Below are 19,699 nucleotides of genomic sequence, written 5' to 3' on the forward strand. Positions count from 1 at the left end.
CGTGGAATTACTGATTTACCTCATCCTATTTTTACTGGTCTTGATTGTCTCAAGTACAACCAATAAGCTCCTGCCCTTTTTGCCTCTCCCTTTGGTGCAAATTCTTTTGGGAATTGTGATTGGTCTCTTTTTACCCAATACCGACTTTCACCTCAATACAGAGTTGTTTTTGGCACTGGTTATTGGGCCCTTGCTTTTCAGAGAGTCGGAAGAAGCGGATATTACGGCTATTTTAAAACACTGGCGAATCATTGTTTATCTCATATTTCCAGTGATTTTTATCTCGACCTTGAGTTTGGGTGGCTTGGCCCATCTTCTTTGGTTCAGTCTTCCCTTGGCGGCTTGCTTGGCTGTTGGGGCGGCACTTGGGCCTACGGATTTGGTGGCCTTTGCCTCTCTTTCGGAGCGTTTTAGCTTTCCTAAGCGCGTGTCCAATATTCTTAAAGGTGAAGGACTCTTGAATGATGCTTCTGGCTTGGTTGCCTTTCAGGTAGCTTTGACAGCTTGGACAACTGGAGCCTTTTCCCTTGGGCAAGCAAGTAGTTCGCTCATCTTTTCAATTCTAGGCGGTTTTTTGATTGGCTTTTTAACAGCCATGACTAATCGCTTTCTCCATACTTTCTTGCTAAGTGTGCGCGCAACGGATATTGCCAGCGAACTTTTACTAGAATTGAGTTTGCCCCTGGTGACCTTCTTTCTGGCAGAAGAAGTCCATGTTTCAGGGATTATTGCCGTTGTAGTTGCTGGGATTTTAAAGGCAAGCCGTTTTAAGAAAATCACGCTCCTCGAAGCCCAAGTGGATACGGTGACCGAGACGGTCTGGCATACAGTCAACTTTATGCTAAACGGTTCTGTCTTTGTGATTTTAGGGATGGAGCTGGAAATGATAGCAGAGCCTATCTTAACCAATCCAATCTATAATCCTCTACTTTTGCTGCTATCTCTTGTCGCCCTTACCTTTGTCCTCTTTGCTATTCGTTTTGTCATGATTTATGGCTATTATGCCTATAGGACTAGACGTCTCAAGAAAAAGCTAAATAAGTATATGAAGGATATGCTTCTCTTGACTTTTTCAGGTGTCAAGGGAACAGTGTCGATTGCTACGATTCTTCTGATACCAAGTAATTTAGAGCAGGAGTATCCCCTCTTACTTTTCCTTGTCGCAGGTGTCACGCTTGTCAGCTTTTTAACAGGTCTCGTGGTCTTGCCTCATCTTTCTGATGAAGAGGAGGAAAGCAAGGATTATCTCATGCATATCGCTATTTTGAATGAAGTAACGCTAGAGTTGGAAAAAGAGTTGGAAGGCACTAGAAATAAACTTCCCCTCTATGCGGCTATTGACAATTACCATGGACGTATTGAAAATCTCATCCTGAGTCAAGAAAATAAGGGGGCTCAAGAAGACTGGGCTGCTTTGAAACTCTTGATTCTTAGTATTGAAAGTGATGGATTGGAACAGGCCTATGAAGAGGGGAACATTAGCAATCGTGCTTACCGAGTTTACCAACGTTATCTGAAAAATATAGAACGAGGCATCAATCGTAAATTTGCGTCACGATTGACCTATTATTTCCTTGTTTCCTTGAGGATTTTACGTTTTCTCCTTCATGAAATTTTTACTCTCGGAAAGACCTTCCGTAGCTGGAAGGACAAGGAGAAAAGCCGTCTCCGTGCTCTTGATTATGACCAAATTGCAGAGCTCTATCTGGCCAATACAGAGATGATTATTGAAAGTTTGGAAAACCTGAAGGGGGTCTATAGACGCTCTTTGATTAGTTTTATGCAGGAGTCTCGTCTTCGTGAAACAGCTATCATCACCAGTGGTGCCTTTGTCGAACGGGTTATCAATCGTGTCAAACCCAACAATATTGATGAAATGCTGAGAGGATATTATCTGGAGCGTAAGTTGATTTTCGAATACGAAGAAAAACGATTGATTACGACCAAGTATGCCAAGAAGTTACGACAAAATGTCAATAACTTAGAGAACTATTCTCTGAAGGAAGCTGCCAATACCCTGCCTTATGATATGGTGGAATTGGTAAGAAGAAATTAGTTAATACTCTTCGAAAATCTCTTCAAACCACGTCAGCGTCGCCTTGGATTATATATGTGACTGACTTCGTCAGTTTCATCTACAACCTCAAAGCAGGGCTTTGAGCAACCTGCGGCTAGCTTCCTAGTTTGCTATTTGATTTTCATTGAGTATAAGATTGTAAGTGAAGGAGTGTGATATGAAAAAGTGGTGGAAAGAGCTGATAGACAAGCCTTTAGTAAAAGCTTTTTTGCATTATTATCAAGCATCAGATAGTGAATTGACCAGTGTCGCAGTAGCCTACTATTGGTTGATTTCGATTTTTCCCCTGCTTTTGGTGGTGGTCAATATCCTCCCCTATTTTCAGATTCCTGTGGGAGAATTTCTGGGCTTTGTGAAAGACGTCCTACCCCCAAGCCTCTATGAAGGTGTGGAAAAAATAGCCAGAGAAGTCTTGACGCAACCTTCAACAGGTTTATTGAGTTTTTCTGTTTTATCGGCGTTATGGAGTTTTTCAAAATCTATGAATTTCTTGCAAAAAGCTTTTAACAAGGCTTATGGCGTCGAAAAGAGTCGTGGACTTATTTCCCATCAGATGGTAAGTCTCCTAGTCAGTTTTGGTTTGCAGCTTCTCTTTGCGTTTGCCTTGTTTTTGAGCTTATTTGGGCAGATGATTTTGGATTTACTTGCTCATTATTGGACAAAAGATGGCATTATCTATCAGGCTTTACAAGGGTTGGCAGGTCCTCTGACTTACGCCCTCCTCTTTGCTATCTTGGTCATGCTTTATTATTTTCTTCCCAATCTATCTAACAGGAAAATTAGCTATACCCTACCAGGCAGTGCCTTTGTTCTCTTAGTGATTTTAGGTTTACTAACTCTGTTTTCTAGTTATCTCAATTACTATGTCCATCATTTGGTGGATGTCCGAATTTTAGGTTCTGTTCTTCTTGTTGTTATGATGTTTTGGTTTATCTTGATTGCTAAAATTGTTATCCTAGGCGCGGTGATCAATGCCAGTGTTCAGAGTTTGAAAGATCCGGCCTTTAAAAAAGACTAACTATTCATTCATTACAAAAGCGCATAGTATCAAGGTTCTATAAAGCCTTGATACTATGCGCTTTTGTGCTTTGACAGTTTTTTGTATAGTTTTTGTCCAAGATTTCTAAATCATCTGATTAAATTCCTATTTTCCCTTATCATTGTCCCTGTTTTTTCGAAAATGGAAGGAGTATAATAAATCTATCAATAAAATGATAGGAGGAACTTTATGGGTCATATTTTCTTTTTTCTAAGTGTCTTTTTGGCAGGGATTCTATCCTTCTTTTCTCCTTGTATCTTACCCTTGTTACCGGTCTATGCAGGGGTGTTACTAGATGATAAGGATGGTGCTCAGGCTTCTAGTGGCAAATTTTCCATCTCAGTTACTAGTTTATTGCGAACGCTGGCCTTTATAGCAGGAATTTCCTTTATTTTTATCTTACTAGGTTATGGAGCTGGTTTTTTAGGCGATTTGCTTTATGCTTCTTGGTTCCAATATGTGACGGGTGCGGTTATCATTCTCTTAGGCTTGCACCAGATGGAGATTCTACACTTTAAGGGGCTTTATAAGGAAAAGAGGTTACAACTGCAAGGACAGGGGCAAAATGGTAAGGGCTATAGTCAGGCGTTTTTACTGGGGTTGACTTTTAGTTTTGCTTGGACGCCTTGTGTGGGGCCGGTTCTGGGGTCTGTTTTGGCCTTGGCGGCTTCAGGTGGCTCAGGAGCTTGGCAGGGAGCGGGTCTCATGTTGGTGTACACGTTGGGTTTGGCGCTACCATTCTTGATTCTAGCTCTGGCCTCTAGTTATGTTTTGAAACATTTCCGAAAACTTCATCCCTATCTCGGAATCCTCAAAAAAGTGGGAGGTTTTCTCATTATTGTGATGGGACTCTTGGTTCTGTTTGGAAATGCTTCAATTTTAAGTCAATTATTTGAATAAAAATGGAAAGGAATATCAGTATGAAAAAATGGCAAACATGTGTTCTTGGAGCAGGTTCGCTCCTTTGTTTGACGGCTTGTTCAGGCAAGTCCATGACCAGTGAACACCAAATGAAAGATGAGATGAAGATGGAGCAGACAGCTAGTAAAACAAGCGTAGCTAAAGGGAAAGAGGTGGCTGATTTTGAGCTAACGGGAGTAGATGGCAAGACCTACCGCTTATCTGATTACAAGGGCAAGAAAGTCTATCTCAAATTCTGGGCTTCTTGGTGTTCCATCTGTTTGGCTAGTCTTCCAGACACGGATGAAATCGCTAAAGATGCTGGCGATGACTATGTGGTATTAACAGTAGTGTCACCAGGACATAAGGGAGAGCAATCTGAAGAAGACTTTAAGAACTGGTATAAGGGATTGGATTATAAAAATTTCCCAGTCCTAGTTGACCCATCAGGTAAACTTTTGGAAACTTATGGCGTTCGCTCTTACCCAACTCAAGCCTTTATAGATGGTGAAGGAAAATTGGTCAAAACGCAACCAGGTTTTATGGAAAAAGATGCGATTTTGCAAACTTTGAAGGAATTGGCCTAGGAGGTGTCCTATGAATGATAAGTTAAAAATCATCTTGTTACTAGGAATTTTTTTCCTAGCCATAACCGGTTTCTATTTTCTATTGATGCGAAATGCAGGGCAGACAGATAGCTCGCAAATTGAGAAAGCATCAGTTAGCCAAGGAGGAAAAACAGTGAAAAAAACAGAAGTGAGTAAAGATGCAGACTTGCACGAAATTTATCTAGCTGGTGGATGTTTCTGGGGAGTGGAGGAATACTTCTCCCGCGTTCCCGGGGTGACAGATGCCGTATCAGGCTATGCAAATGGTAGAGGGGAAACAACCAAGTACGAATTGATTAACCAAACAGGACATGCGGAGACTGTTCATGTTACCTATGATGTCAATCAAATTTCCCTCAAGGAAATCCTGCTTCATTACTTCCGCATTATCAATCCAACCAGCAAAAATAAACAAGGAAATGATGTAGGAACCCAGTACCGTACCGGTGTTTATTACACAGATGATAAGGATTTGGAGGTAATCAATCAAGTCTTTGATGAGGTGGCTAAGAAATTCGATCAACCTCTAGCAGTTGAAAAGGAGACCTTGAAGAATTTTGTAGTGGCAGAGGATTACCACCAAGACTATCTCAAGAAAAATCCAAATGGCTACTGCCATATCAATGTTAATCAGGCAGCCTACCCCGTCATTGATGCCAGCAAATATCCAAAACCAAGTGATGAGGAATTGAAAAATACCTTGTCACCTGAGGAGTATGCAGTTACCCAGAAAAATCAAACAGAACGGGCTTTTTCAAACCGCTACTGGGATAAATTCGAATCCGGTATCTATGTGGATGTGGCAACTGGCGAACCCCTCTTCTCATCAAAGGACAAATTTGAGTCTGGTTGCGGCTGGCCTAGTTTCACCCAGCCCATCAGTCCAGATGTTGCTACTTACAAAGAAGATAAGTCTTACAATATGACACGCATGGAAGTGCGGAGCCGAGTTGGAGATTCTCACCTTGGCCATGTCTTTACGGATGGGCCACAGGACAAGGGCGGCTTACGTTACTGTATCAATAGTCTCTCTATCCGCTTTATTCCCAAAGACCAAATGGAAGAAAAAGGCTATGCTTATTTACTAGATTATGTTGATTAAGAAGTCTTTCCTAAGCAGTTAGAGGAGAATTTTGCTATACTGATATTAGTAAGTGGTAAAGGAGCGGAGCATGACCTACACAATCTTAATCGTAGAAGATGAATATCTGGTAAGACAAGGCTTGACCAAACTGGTCAATGTAGCAGCCTACGATATGGAAATCATCGGTCAGGCTGAAAATGGAAGGCAGGCTTGGGAATTGATTCAAAAGCAGGTGCCAGATATCATTTTAACCGATATCAATATGCCTCAGCTGAATGGCATCCAGTTGGCCAGTCTGGTACGAGAAACCTATCCTCAGGTGCATCTAGTTTTTTTGACAGGCTACGATGATTTTGATTATGCCTTGTCTGCTGTCAAACTCGGTGTTGATGACTACTTGCTCAAGCCCTTTTCTCGTCAGGATATTGAGGAAATGTTGGGGAAAATCAAGCAAAAATTGGATAAGGAAGAGAAAGAAGAGCAGTTACAAGATTTATTGACCGATAAGTTTGAGGGAAATATTGCTCAGAAGATTCAGTCCCATCTGGCTGACAGTCAGTTTAGTTTAAAGTCTTTGGCCAGTGACTTGGGCTTTAGTCCGACCTATCTGAGTTCCTTGATTAAGAAAGAGTTGGGCTTACCTTTTCAGGATTATCTGGTGAGAGAGCGTGTCAAACAAGCTAAGCTCTTGCTCTTGACAACAGATTTAAAGATTTATGAGATAGCCGAAAAAGTTGGTTTTGAAGATATGAACTATTTTACCCAACGTTTTAAACAGATTGCAGGTGTGACCCCTCGTCAGTTTAAGAAGGGAGAAGGTCGATGAAGCGTTCTTCTCTTTTAGTTAGAATGGTTATTTCCATCTTTCTGGTCTTTCTCATTCTACTAGCTCTGGTTGGGACTTTCTACTATCAATCTAGTTCAGCAGCTATTGAGGCTAGCATTGAGGGCAATAGCCAAACGACCATTAGCCAAACTAGCCACTTTATTCAGTCTTATATCAAAAAATTAGAAACCACCTCTACCAGTTTGACCCAGCAGACGGATGTCTTAGCCTATGCTGAGAATCCCAGTCAAGACAAGGTCGAGGGGATCCGAGATTTATTTTTGACTATCTTAAAGGCAGACCAGGACTTGAAAGCTGTGGTTCTGGTAACCAAATCCGGTCAGGTCATTTCTACAGATGACAGTGTGCAGATGAAAACCTCCTCTGATATGATGGCTGAGGATTGGTACCAAAAGGCTATTCATCAGGGGGCTAAGCCAGTTTTAACACCAGCTCGTAAATCAGATAGTCAGTGGGTCATTTCTGTTACTCAGGAACTTGTTGATGCAAAGGGATCCAATCTTGGTGTGCTTCGTTTGGACATTTCCTACGAAACTCTGGAATCCTATCTCAACCAACTTCAGTTGGGGCAGCAGGGCTTTGCCTTTATCATCAATGAAAACCATGAATTTGTCTACCATCCTCAACACACAGTTTATAGTTCGTCTAGCGAAATGGAGGCTATGAAACCCTATATCGAGACAGGGCAGGGCTATACTCTGGACCACCATTCCTACGTCAGTCAGGAAAAGATTGCAGGAACTGATTGGACGGTTATAGGCGTGTCTTCATTGGAGAAGTTAGACCAGGTTCGGAGTCAGCTCTTGTGGACCTTGCTTGGGGCCAGTGTCACATCTCTTCTTGCCTGTCTCTGCTTGGTGTGGCTTAGTCTTAAACGTTGGATTGCTCCTCTGAATGACTTGAGAGAAACCATGCTGGAGATTGCTTCTGGTAATCAGAATCTTCGTGCCAAGGAAACTGGTGCCCATGAACTGAGAGAAGTGACTCGCCAGTTCAATGCCATGTTGGATCAGATTGATCAGCTGATGGCAGATGTGCGCAAGCAGGAAGAAACGACCCGTCAGTATGAACTTCAAGCCCTGTCGAGCCAGATTAACCCCCATTTCCTCTACAATACCTTGGACACCATCATCTGGATGGCTGAATTTCAGGATAGTCAGCGAGTGGTTCAGGTGACCAAGTCCTTGGCAACCTATTTCCGCTTGGCGCTCAATCAGGGTAAAGATTTGATTTTCCTGTCTGACGAAATCAATCATGTCCGCCAGTATCTCTTTATCCAGAAACAACGCTATGGGGATAAGCTGGAATACGAGATTGATGAAAATCCTGCCTTTGATAACTTAGTTTTGCCCAAGTTGGTGTTACAACCCTTGGTAGAAAATGCTCTTTACCATGGCATCAAGGAGAAGGAAGGTCAGGGACATATTAGAGTTTCTGTCCAGAAGCAGGATACAGGACTAGTCATCCGCATTGAGGATGATGGAGTTGGTTTCCAAGATGCTAGCGATAGTAGTCAAAGTCAACTCAAACGTGGAGGAGTAGGTCTGCAAAATGTGGATCAGCGTCTCAAACTTCATTTTGGAGAAAATTACCAGATGAAAATCGATTCTATTCCCTCAAAAGGTACGACAGTTGAAATATACATAAATAGAATAGAAACTAGCTAACTCCCAGTCAATTCTGGGAGTTTTATGCGTAATCGAGAAAGCTTTCTAGGTTGTCTATCTTGCTAAAAACAAGAAAAAACGGTATGATAGAAGAGTGACAAAAGAGGTGACAGAGATGAACGAGACACAGATTCAAAGAGAAACACGTCAGATAGTAGAAGATGTTTTAGAAAAGGCCAATTTGAAGCAGGGGGCCCTTTTTGTTTTGGGGCTTTCTTCTAGTGAGGTGATAGGTGGTCAGATTGGCAAGGAATCCAGCCAAGAGATTGGTGAGCTGATAGTAGGGACTATCTTGGGTATTCTAGGTAGTAGAGGTATTCATTTAGCTGTTCAAGGTTGTGAACATGTCAATCGGGCTCTCGTTGTTGAACGTCAGGTGGCAGAGCAGTTTGGTCTGGAAATCGTCAGTGTCCTTCCGACTCTTCATGCAGGAGGTTCGGGTCAGTTGGCAGCCTTCAAGTTTATGCAGGATCCAGTTGAGGTTGAATTTATCAAGGCTCATGCTGGATTGGATATCGGAGACACTGCAATTGGCATGCATGTCAAGCATGTTCAGGTTCCAATTCGCCCTCTTTTGAGAGAGATTGGTCATGCCCACGTAACGGCGTTGGCTAGTCGTCCAAAATTAATCGGAGGTGCGCGTGCGCACTATCCGCAAGATTCTATTAGAAAGTCGTGAGAATGAAAAAAACAAAACAACAACTAGAAAAAATCACAAAATATTCGATTCGTAAACTAACTGTTGGGGTAGGTCCTGTAGCCATTGGGGCCTTCCTTTTTGGTGCTAGTACCTTTTCAGTAGATAAGGTGCAAGCCAATGAAGTCGGCGGTGCTCATAATGTTCATTACCGTTATCTGGCGGAGCAGGAGTTGACCGAGTCTGAAAAAGCCCTGATTCACCATGAGGTTCCTACAGAATTTCAAGATGATGATATTCTCTATGTAGTTTATCGCAAGAAGGCAACTAACAGTCAACAACTTCCCTATACAGGAAGTAAGGAACTAGCTTTGGCAGGTCTTGGTTTGGCAACGGCCTCATTAGCAGTCTTTTTGGTGTCCAAAAAAGGTCGCAAAGAGGTTCTAGGTGTTCTTCTGATTGGTTCTTTAGGAGCTAGCACCTTTGTACCTTACGGGACATTTGCATTTGAAAATAAAGAATTACTTTCTTATAACCAAACTATTTCAGCCTCTACACATGAAGGCTTGGCTGAAGGGATTATCCACATTGATGGCTATGAGTACATCGGATACTTCAAGGAAGCAGAACTCCATCCATCAAGACCAGCTTCAGCTGAGAAGTCTCAGTTGTCAGTCGAAAAGCAAAGTTCAAAAGAAATCGAGAAAACAGAAGTCGTTCAAGAAAGACCTGCTGTCACTCCAGAAACTGTCATCGAAAAACCTGTAGTAGAGAATCCAGTTGCTCCTGCTGTTGAAGAAAAACCAGTTTCTGAGAAGCCTCAGGTTAGACAGGAAGAGAGCTTGGTTGAGATTCCTTTTGAAACGGTCACAAGCCCAGATGCGAATCTAGCAGAAGGACAGACTCGTATCGTCACAGCCGGAGTAAATGGTCAGCGTCGCCTTGTAACCAAAGTTTCGATGGTCAATGGTCAAGAAGTTAGAGAAGTCATTGAAGACCAAGTGGTTCAAAATCCTGTGTCTCAAGTCATTGCAGTCGGAACTAAGAAAGAGGTGCAACCATCCCCAACTCCAGTACCAACGCATCAAGTAGCTAAAGGAACCCAGGAGGAAGGTAAAGAAGGTCAAGCCCTAACCCAACCAGAATTACCGGAAGCTGTGGTAGAGTCTAAAGGCACCCAAGAGGAAGGTAAAGAAGGTCAAGCCCTAACCCAGCCAGAACTTCCAGAGGCTCCAGTTGAAGCAAAAGGTACCCAAGAGGCAGGTAAGGAGGGCCAAGCTCTAACGCAACCAGAACTTCCAGAGTATCATGAAGCAAAAGGTACTCAAGAAGTAAAAGAAGGCGAGAAGCAAGGAGAAGCTTTAGTACAGCCAGAAACCCCAGCCTACACAGGCGAGATTACAGCAAAAGGGACCCAAGAAGCAGGTCACGAAGGCGAATCTCTAGTTCAGCCAGAGTTGCCAGAGTATGAAGTAACTGAAGCAACTGTTACAGAAACTGAAACTGTAGAAGTCACATATACAAGAGAGTATGTAACTGACGATACTCGCTACACTGATGAAGAAACAGTGATTCAAAATGGTCAAGCAGGAAGTCAGCTGATTCACCGTGTCTATAAGACTGTCAATGGCCAAAAAGTTGGGGACCCAATCAGCACGAGTACAGAAACTGTTAAGGCAGCAGTAAATGAAAAAATTAGTCGTGGGACCAAGGCTATTGAAGGGCAAGTTGAAGAAGTTTCATTTGAAGAAATTCCTTTCGAGACAAGAACAGAAGTAGACAGCACTCTTCCTAAGGGAACAGAAGTTGTTGCTCAAGCTGGTCAAAACGGTAAGAAGAAGATTACCAAAGTCTATAAGACTCTTAAGGGCGTGAAAACTGCGGATGCTCCGACTATCTCAGAGGAAGTTGTTGAATCTGCGCAAGATCGTCTCATTAAGAAAGGTGAGCAAGTCCCCGCTGCGCCAACGTTGACACTCACTCAAATTGATAAAGAAGAATTAGAGCGTAGTGCCAAGGTTCGTTACCGCTTGGTGAAACCAACAGGTGTAACCATCAAATCTCTTGAAGTTGTCTTGAAAGACGGAGACACTAGCCTTCAAACAGTCAACATGTCTGAAGGAGATTTGATCGCTAATCTTACAGACTTGAAATACTACAAGGACTACAAGATTGCAACCAAGATGGTTTATGACCGTGGAAATGGGAATGAAGAAGTAGTTCTGACTGAAGAACCGCTAAGAATTGACCTCAAGAAAATTGAAATTAAAGATATTAAAGAAACCAGATTGATGAAAGTGGACGGGGATGGAAATGAAACAGATAGTAGCCTTTTAGAAACTGTTCCAGAAAATATAACGTCATATTATCTAAAAATTACAACCAATAATAATAAAGTAACAAAGCTTGCTATTACTAATATAGAAGAAGTAATTGAGGACGAGACATCCTTGTTTAAAGTTACTGCTTCTGCTCCGGACTTAATCCAACGTGATTCAAATAATAGATTGAGTCAAACATACACTTATTACATAGAAAAACCTAAAGCATCACAAAATAACGTTTACTATAACTTCAAAGATTTAGTGAATGCTATGCAGAAAAATCCTAACGGTGAGTTTAAATTAGGAAAAAGTTTAGATGCAGAGTATCTAGATGTTAGTAGTAAATCATATATAACAGGTAATTTTAAAGGTACGCTTTCTAGTGATGGCGATAAACACTATGCTATTTATAATCTGAAAAAACCTTTATTTCATTTAATTGATAATGGTAAAGTACAAAATATTAATTTTGAAAATGTGAATATCAATCTTCCGTCAGAAGATAATGTTTCTGTTATTAGTCATAAAATTCAAGGTGAGCAGTCTCTTATTAAAGATGTTAAAGTAACGGGTAATATTACAGGTCGCAATCATGTGGCTGGCTTTGTGAACTGGATAGAGCATGCCTCAAGACTTGAAAATGTCGCTTTTATAGGTAATATCCATACAACTGGCAATGGTGGTAACTCCTATATGGGAGGTATTGCAGGTCGCATGTACGAAGGTATTATTGACAGAGCTTATGTCGACGCTACTCTTACAGGTAATCGTGTACGTGTTGGTGGAATTATTGCTGTGATGGAACATAGAATCAATGGTGCTGGACGTGATAGATTTACAAAATTACGCAAGTCAGTTATGAAAGGTATGATTAATTTATCAAACCCTATTGAAGCTGGAGGTTTAATCAGTAAAAACTGGCCTTGGGGAAATGCTGATAACAATGTGAGTTATGCTAATGTGGTAAAAGGAGAAATATTATATGGTTCTCCAGATATTAATGACAGTGATTTTGCATTCCCATATGTTAAAAATAACTATAGTGTTTTAGGAGTAAGTGCCGGTAGTAAGTCATATACTTTATCCCATAATTTGAAAGAAATTTCTAAAGAAGATGCAGATAAACGTGTAGCTAGCTATGGTATTACTGCAAATTTGTTTGACAGTGAAAAACTTCAAACAAATACATTAAACAATATTGAAACTAAAGATAAAGAATATAAACTGATTCAAAACTACAAATCAGAATATGATCAAGCTTATAGAAATATTGCTAAACTTCAACCATTCTACAACAAAGACTGGATCGTACATCAGGGTAACAAGTTAGAGGAAGATTCAAATCTTGTGAAGAAAGAAGTTCTTTCTGTAATAGGTATGAAGAATGGTCAATTTATTACAGATTTATCTGATATTGATAAAATCATGATTCACTATTCTGATGGGACTAAGGATGAAATGTCTGTGGCAGTCAATTCTGATTCTGGAGTAGCGCAAGTAAAAGAATATGATATAGTCGGTCAAAATATTGTTTACACACCTAATATGGTTGTGAAAAATCGTAGTGACTTGATGACTAAGGTTAAGGAAATTTTGACTTCAGTAGAACTTGAGTCTGCAGGTGTCCGTTCAATCTTGGATAGACGTAATGACAGTAAAGATAAGAATGCAAACACAGAACAACGTCAAAATGGGTATATTCGAGACTTCTATTTTGAGGAACATTTCCAAGAATTGAAGGCTAATATGGATACTATTGTCAAACATCTTGTTGAATCAGAAGATCATCAATTAAGCATATCAGACGCAACTCAACGAGCTCTTGTTAAGAAGATTCAAGAAAATAGCGCAAAAATTATGTTAGGACTTGCTTACCTAAATCGATATTATGGTATCAATTTTGACGGTAAAAACATTAAAGACTTAATGATGTTTAAGCCAGATTTTTATGGCAAAAATGTAGATGTCTTAGATAGACTTATTGAAATTGGTTCTAAAGAAAATAACTTACGTGGTCATCGTACACATGATGCATTCAGAGAGGTATTGGCTAAGAACACGGTGTCTGGAAATCTTATTGACTTCTTACGATACAATATGAAGTTATTGACAGCCGATACAGATTTGAATGATTGGTTTATCCATTCTACAGATGGTAAAGTTTATGTTGTTGAAAAACAATCTCGTGAAGAAGGTCTTAAAAATGCTAAATATAGAGCATTTGATAATCTATCCAAAGGATATCATCAGAAGATGATTCTTCCACTTTTAAATCTAAAGCAAACACAAGCATTCCTGATTTCTACGTATAACACAATTTCATTTGGTACAGCTAATAAATACAATACGACACTTGGAAATTTCAAAGATAAAATTGATTTGGCGGCAAATAGGCATCTTAACTATCTTGATTTCTGGTACCGACTTGCAAATGAGAATGTTAAGAATTTATTGGCAAAAGAGATTGTTACTCCTGTTTGGGAAGGATACCAAGTTTGGGGACATGATTGGGGTAAATGGATGGATAAATATGGTAAGTTTGAAGATGGTAAAGGTATTTATGCTCCAACCCGTGAACTTTATGGCCCTGTAGGTGAGCATTACGGTCCTAATGGGGCTGTTGCCGGAGCCTATGCAACTTATTATGATGATAAGAATGATAATCGTGCAAAAGTTGTATTTGTTATGTCTGATATGATTAGCGAGTATGGATCCTCAGCATTTACACATGAAACTACTCACATAAATGACCGCGTAGTTTATTATGGAGGGTACACACACCGAGAAGGTACATTCTTAGAAGCCTTCGCACAAGGTATGCTTCAATCACCTGCTACTCAAGGTCACCAAGGTGAGTATGGTGCTTTAGGACTAAATATGGCTTTTGAACGTGAAAACGATGGAAATCAATGGTATAATTATAACCCTAATAATCTTAAATCACGTAAAGAAATTGACCACTATATGAAGAACTATAATGAGGCACTGATGATGTTAGATTATCTTGAAGCTGATGCAGTTATTGGGAAACTTAATGGTGATAATAGTAAATGGTTTAAGAAAGTTGATAAGAAAATGCGTCATACTGATGGTGATAATAAACATCTAGTTGGACCTAACCAATGGGATGAAGTACGTGACTTAAGCGAACAAGAAAAAGCACTTGAGTTGAATAATATTAATGATTTAGTTAACAATAACTTTATTACAAAACATGGTGCTCCAGGTAACGGGGTGTATCGTCCTGAAGATTTTAGATCTGCATACGTTAACGTTAATATGATGACCGGTATCTACGGTGGTAATACTAGTGATGGTGCTCCGGGAGCCCTATCATTCAAACACAATGCTTTCCGTATGTGGGGTTACTTCGGATATGAAAATGGATTTATTGGATATGTTTCCAATAAATATAAAGGTGAAGCGAAAAAGGATGGTGAAAACAATTTAAGTGATAAATTTATTATTAAGAAAGTATCTAAAAATGTATACAACACACTTGAGGATTGGAAGCAACATTGGTTCCAAGAAATTAAAGATAAAGCTAATAATGGATTCACTGCCATTGAAATTAATGGTGAAACGATTACAAGTTATGACAGATTGAAGACTCTATTCAGTACTGCTGTTGAAAAAGATTTAGCTGAATTGAACGATTCTAAAGTAGAGCGTAAATATAGAAATACTGTAGGCTTGAAAGAGAAAGTCTTCAAACAACTCTTGTACAAATCCGACGGTTTCTCTGGGAATCTCTTCAATGAATCACAGGCATAGTGCTAACAAAATCATTACAAAGGTGGATCAGCTTGGCTGTATCTGCCTTTTTATGCTATACTTAAGGTATGCATAGAAAAACAGTGATTGATTTTAGGGCCTTAGGGGAGAGATACACCTTTACCCAGCCGATCAAAGAGTTGAAAACCAGAGATTTAACAGAAGTAACAGCCTTGTTAGCACAAGTGGAAAGATACCAAGAGCAGGGCTATTATGTGGTGGGCTATGTCAGCTATGAGGCTGCACCTGCTTTTGAGGAGAAATTAGCAGTTCACAAGGCTCCCCTGATGGGAGAGTACCTGCTATATTTTACCGTTCATGATAGGGTAGAAACTTCCCCTATTCCTCTGACTTATGATGAGGTTGATTTGCCTTCTGATTGGCAGGAAGTAACGTCTGCAGAGAAATATGAAAAGGCTATTGCCCAGATTCATCATCATCTACGGCAGGGAGACACCTATCAAGTCAACTACACCGTCCAACTCAAGCAAAAGTTAAGTGCCAATCCTTTTGCCATTTACAATCGCATGGTGGTAGAGCAGGAGGCGGGCTACAATGCCTATGTGGAACATGACGAGATGGCAGTGATTTCCATGAGCCCAGAGCTCTTTTTTGAGCAAAATGGCCGCGAGTTGACAACGCGACCAATGAAGGGAACGACTCAGCGTGGCATGACTGACCAAGAAGATTTGGGGCAGGCTAGTTGGCTGGAGCAGGATCCCAAAAATCGCTCTGAAAATATGATGATTGTGGACCTCTTGCGCAATGATATGAACCGTATCTCTGAAGTGGGGAGCGAGCACGTGGAGCGTCTGTGTCAGGTAGAGCAGTATTCAACTGTGTGGCAGATGACTTCGACTATCAAGAGTCAGTTGCGAGAGGATGTTGACCTTGTTGAAATCTTCCGTTCTCTATTTCCTTGCGGTTCCATAACGGGAGCTCCGAAAATTGCGACTATGGAGATTATCAAGGACCTAGAGCCGCAACCGCGTGGAGTTTACTGCGGAACGATTGGTTTCTTGCTTCCAAATGGACGACGGATTTTTAATGTGGCCATTCGGACGATTCAACTGTATCAAGGGAAAGCCATCTATGGAGTTGGCGGAGGCATTACATGGGATAGCACTTGGGAATCTGAGTATAGAGAGGTTCATCAAAAGGCAGCTGTTCTCTATCGTAAACAAGCTCGTTTCAAACTGATTACTACAGGGAAAATCAGCCAGAAGTGCTTGCTGTTTGAGAATCAACATATAGAAAGGCTGAGAAAAGCTAGTCGGTATTTTGCCTTTCCATTTGATTCAGAAAACTTGAAACAAAAGATAGAGGAAGAGTGTCAGGATTGTGAAGTTAATCAAGATTACCGCTTGCGAATTTCTCTCAGCAAATCTGGAGAGATAGAAGTCAATCGTCAAGTATTAACCCCTCTTAGTACAAGCTTTTGTCAGGCCCAAGTCTGCCTTCAAGAAGCTGCTTTGAATCAATCCTTTACCTACTTTAAAACGACTCACCGACCGCATTTGAGTTTAGGAGAACAAGAAATTATTTACCATAATGTAGCTGGAGAGCTATTGGAAACCTCAATCGGAAATTTGGTTTTGAAAATTGCTGGGAAATTCTACACACCGCCTATCAGACTTGGTATCTTGCCAGGAATTTATCGTCAGCATTTGCTAGAAACAGGACAGGCAGAAGAGAAAGCCTTGACCTTGGCAGATTTAGCCCAAGCAGAAGCTATTTACGGCTGTAATGCAGTGAGAGGCTTGTATGAACTAAGCCTTGAGGAGAAGTAGATGAAACTGATATTTTTGCATGGGTTAGGGCAGTCAGCAGAGTCTTGGAAAGAAGTTCAGAATCAATTGAAGGATAAGCCCACAGAGACTCTTGAATTGCTGAAATAAGTTTGATAAAATAATATTGAAATCGATAACATTGTTAGAGGAGAAAGAAATGAATAAACGTCTATTTTTAAAAATGAGTCTGGCTACCTTGCCAGTTTTAGCCTTGTTTTCACAACCTGTGTTAGCAGAAGAAAACATTCATTTTTCTAGTTGTAAAGAAGCTTGGGCGAATGGATACGCAGATATTCATGAGGGAGAACCTGGGTATTCTGCCAAGTTAGACCGCGATCATGATGGTGTGGCTTGTGAATTGAAAAATGCCCCTAAGGGTGCCTTTAAAGCAAAACAAGCGGCTACAACTCAAACTGATACAAGTTCAGCAACAACAAGTGGTTGGGTTAAGCAGGACGGTGCTTGGTACTACTTTGATGGAAATGGCAATCCAGTGAAAAATGCATGGCAGGGAAGCTATTACCTGAAAGAAGATGGTCAAATGGCACAGAGCGAATGGATTTATGATTCTTCCTATCAAGCTTGGTATTACTTGAAATCAGATGGTTCTTATGCAAAGAATGCATGGCAAGGAGCTTACTACCTTAAGTCAAACGGTAAAATGTCACAAGGTGAGTGGGTTTATGACTCTTCTTACCAAGCCTGGTATTACTTGAAATCAGATGGTTCTTATGCTCGCAATGCATGGCAAGGAAACTACTATTTGAAATCAGATGGCAAAATGGCTAAGAATGAGCGAGTTGATGATGGACGTTACTACGTAGATGCTTCAGGTCTCTGGAAACCATAAATCAGATAAAATTTAGAAAGTTAATGCAAACCTTTGCATAAGTAAATGAATTTTGTTATACTAGTGCTGTAAGCATTTTCAACTATTATACAATGAAAAAGGAGAATATGATGAGTCAAAAGATTATTGGGATTGACCTTGGTGGAACTTCTATCAAATTTGCAATCTTAACAACAGCAGGAGAAATCCAAGAAAAATGGTCTATCAAAACTAACATTTTGGATGAGGGAAGTCATATCGTAGATGATATGATTGAGTCTATTCAACACCGTTTGGACTTGCTTGGATTGGCAGCAGCGAACTTCCAAGGTATTGGAATGGGGTCACCAGGTGTGGTTGACCGTGAAAAAGGGACTGTTATCGGTGCCTATAACCTCAACTGGAAAACCCTTCAACCAATTAAAGAAAAGATTGAAAAAGCCTTGGGCATTCCATTTTTCATCGATAATGATGCCAACGTTGCTGCTCTTGGTGAGCGCTGGATGGGTGCTGGTGATAACCAACCAGATGTTGTCTTTATGACACTTGGTACAGGTGTTGGTGGTGGTATCGTCGCAGAAGGCAAATTGCTTCACGGTGTTGCTGGTGCAGCAGGTGAGCTTGGCCACATCACTGTTGACTTTGACCAACCAATCGCATGTACTTGCGGTAAGAAAGGCTGCCTTGAGACAGTCGCTTCAGCAACAGGGATTGTCAACTTAACTCGTCGCTATGCCGATGAATACGAAGGTGATGCAGCCTTGAAACGCTTGATTGATAACGGAGAAGAAGTAACTGCTAAGACTGTCTTTGACCTCGCAAAAGAAGGAGACGACCTCGCCTTGATCGTTTACCGTAACTTCTCACGTTACTTGGGAATCGCTTGTGCCAACATCGGTTCAATCCTCAACCCATCAACAATCGTTATCGGTGGTGGTGTATCAGCTGCGGGAGAATTCCTTCTACAAGGTGTTCAAAAAGTTTACGATGAAAATAGTTTCCCACAAGTACGCACATCTACTAAATTAGCTCTTGCAACTCTAGGAAATGACGCTGGAGTTATCGGAGCAGCATCACTTGTATTGCAATAAAATAATAAAAGAGGAAAAATGCTAACCTAGAGTTAGTAATGTTCCTCTTTTATTTTTTATGCTATACTAGTTAGGACAATGAATGAGGTGAAACGAAATGACAAAAGCAGATACGATTTTTAAAGAAAATATTGAACGAATCCTCAAAGACGGTGTCTTTTCTGAGCAGGCTCGTCCTAAGTACAAGGATGGAACCGTGGCTAACTCTAAATATGTAACGGGTGCCTTTTCCGAGTACGACTTATCTAAAGGAGAATTTCCTATCACAACCTTGCGTCCCATTGCAATCAAATCAGCTATTAAAGAAGTTCTCTGGATCTACCAAGACCAGTCTAATAGCCTAGAAGTTCTCAATGACAAGTACAATGTTCACTATTGGAATGACTGGGAAGTGGGAGATACGGGAACTATTGGTGAGCGCTATGGTGCCGTTGTTAAGAAACACAACATTATTAACAAGCTTCTCAAACAGTTGGAAGTCAATCCTTGGAACCGCCGCAATATTATCTCTCTCTGGGATTACCAAGCTTTTGAGGAGACAGACGGCCTTCTTCCGTGCGCCTTTCAGACTATGTTTGATGTACGTCGTGTTGATGGAGAAATCTATCTGGATGCGACCTTGACCCAGCGCTCCAATGATATGCTGGTAGCCCACCATATCAACGCTATGCAGTATGTGGCTCTTCAAATGATGATTGCCAAGCATTTTGGCTGGAAGGTTGGTAAGTTCTTCTACTTCATCAACAACCTCCATATCTATGACAATCAATTTGAACAAGCAGAGGAATTGCTTCGTCGGGAGCCGTCAAACTGCCAACCACACTTGGTCTTGAATGTACCAGATGGGACCAATTTCTTTGATATTAAAGCAGAAGATTTTGAGTTGGTGGATTATGACCCTGTCAAGCCACAGTTGAAGTTTGACCTAGCTATTTAAGGCTCTTCGAAAATCTCTTCAAACCACGTCAGCGTCGCTTCATCAACAACCTCAAAACGGTGTTTTGAGCTTACTTCGTCAGTCTTATCTACAAC

General features: G+C 40.8%; 13 protein-coding genes and 1 pseudogene. All 14 read left to right on the forward strand.

Annotated elements, in window-relative coordinates; all coding sequences use genetic code 11:
* Position 1: 1 nt before the first annotated feature.
* The 14 genes and pseudogenes from WKI42_RS02675 (at position 2) to WKI42_RS02740 (ending at position 19,604) form a co-directional block, all read left to right on the forward strand.
* On the forward strand, positions 2–2,056 hold the full coding sequence (locus tag WKI42_RS02675) for a sodium:proton antiporter (protein WP_368081110.1): 2,055 nt from the start codon (positions 2–4) through the stop codon (positions 2,054–2,056).
* Between the two features lie 178 nt (positions 2,057–2,234).
* Positions 2,235–3,095 carry a YihY/virulence factor BrkB family protein gene (locus WKI42_RS02680; protein WP_368081111.1) on the forward strand — a complete coding sequence of 287 codons (861 nt, stop codon included), beginning with the start codon at positions 2,235–2,237 and terminating at the stop codon, positions 3,093–3,095.
* 210 nt (positions 3,096–3,305) lie between these two features.
* Positions 3,306–4,016 (forward strand): thiol-disulfide oxidoreductase-associated membrane protein CcdA2, encoded by a 711-nt coding sequence (gene ccdA2, locus WKI42_RS02685; protein WP_031233594.1) that lies wholly within the window; start codon positions 3,306–3,308, stop codon positions 4,014–4,016.
* Between the two features lie 20 nt (positions 4,017–4,036).
* The gene (locus WKI42_RS02690) at positions 4,037–4,603 is read left to right on the forward strand and encodes a TlpA disulfide reductase family protein (RefSeq protein ID WP_368081112.1); all 567 of its coding nucleotides are present in this window, start codon (positions 4,037–4,039) and stop codon (positions 4,601–4,603) included.
* A gap of 10 nt (positions 4,604–4,613) precedes the next feature.
* On the forward strand, positions 4,614–5,726 hold the full coding sequence (gene msrB / locus WKI42_RS02695) for a peptide-methionine (R)-S-oxide reductase MsrB (protein WP_368081113.1): 1,113 nt from the start codon (positions 4,614–4,616) through the stop codon (positions 5,724–5,726).
* A gap of 70 nt (positions 5,727–5,796) precedes the next feature.
* On the forward strand, positions 5,797–6,534 hold the full coding sequence (locus WKI42_RS02700; protein ID WP_084937094.1) for a response regulator transcription factor: 738 nt from the start codon (positions 5,797–5,799) through the stop codon (positions 6,532–6,534).
* Entirely contained in the window at positions 6,531–8,222 is a 1,692-nt protein-coding gene (locus tag WKI42_RS02705) for a sensor histidine kinase (RefSeq protein ID WP_368081114.1), read from the forward strand. Before WKI42_RS02700 ends, WKI42_RS02705 begins: the two co-directional genes overlap by 4 nt.
* 115 nt (positions 8,223–8,337) lie before the next feature.
* Complete coding sequence (locus WKI42_RS02710; RefSeq protein WP_368081115.1) at positions 8,338–8,901, forward strand: TIGR01440 family protein; 564 nt, start codon at positions 8,338–8,340, stop codon at positions 8,899–8,901.
* A 2-nt stretch (positions 8,902–8,903) separates the two neighbouring features.
* On the forward strand, positions 8,904–14,957 hold the full coding sequence (locus WKI42_RS02715; RefSeq protein WP_368081116.1) for a ZmpA/ZmpB/ZmpC family metallo-endopeptidase: 6,054 nt from the start codon (positions 8,904–8,906) through the stop codon (positions 14,955–14,957).
* A gap of 68 nt (positions 14,958–15,025) precedes the next feature.
* Complete coding sequence (gene pabB / locus WKI42_RS02720; protein WP_368081117.1) at positions 15,026–16,747, forward strand: aminodeoxychorismate synthase component I; 1,722 nt, start codon at positions 15,026–15,028, stop codon at positions 16,745–16,747.
* A pseudogene (locus WKI42_RS02725) lies at positions 16,748–16,846 on the forward strand (alpha/beta fold hydrolase); the annotation flags it as partial.
* 58 nt (positions 16,847–16,904) lie between these two features.
* Positions 16,905–17,597: an excalibur calcium-binding domain-containing protein gene (locus tag WKI42_RS02730; protein WP_440581614.1), complete on the forward strand. Its 693-nt coding sequence runs from the start codon at positions 16,905–16,907 to the stop codon at positions 17,595–17,597.
* A 110-nt stretch (positions 17,598–17,707) separates the two neighbouring features.
* A complete protein-coding gene (locus WKI42_RS02735) occupies positions 17,708–18,667 on the forward strand; it encodes an ROK family glucokinase (RefSeq protein WP_368081118.1) in 960 nt (319 codons plus the stop codon).
* 97 nt (positions 18,668–18,764) lie between these two features.
* Positions 18,765–19,604, forward strand: coding sequence for a thymidylate synthase (locus tag WKI42_RS02740; protein WP_368081119.1), 840 nt, complete (start codon positions 18,765–18,767; stop codon positions 19,602–19,604).
* Positions 19,605–19,699: the final 95 nt, after the last annotated feature.

Source organism: Streptococcus pseudopneumoniae, assembly GCF_038148935.1.
GTDB classification, from domain to species: Bacteria; Bacillota; Bacilli; order Lactobacillales; family Streptococcaceae; genus Streptococcus; species Streptococcus pseudopneumoniae_U.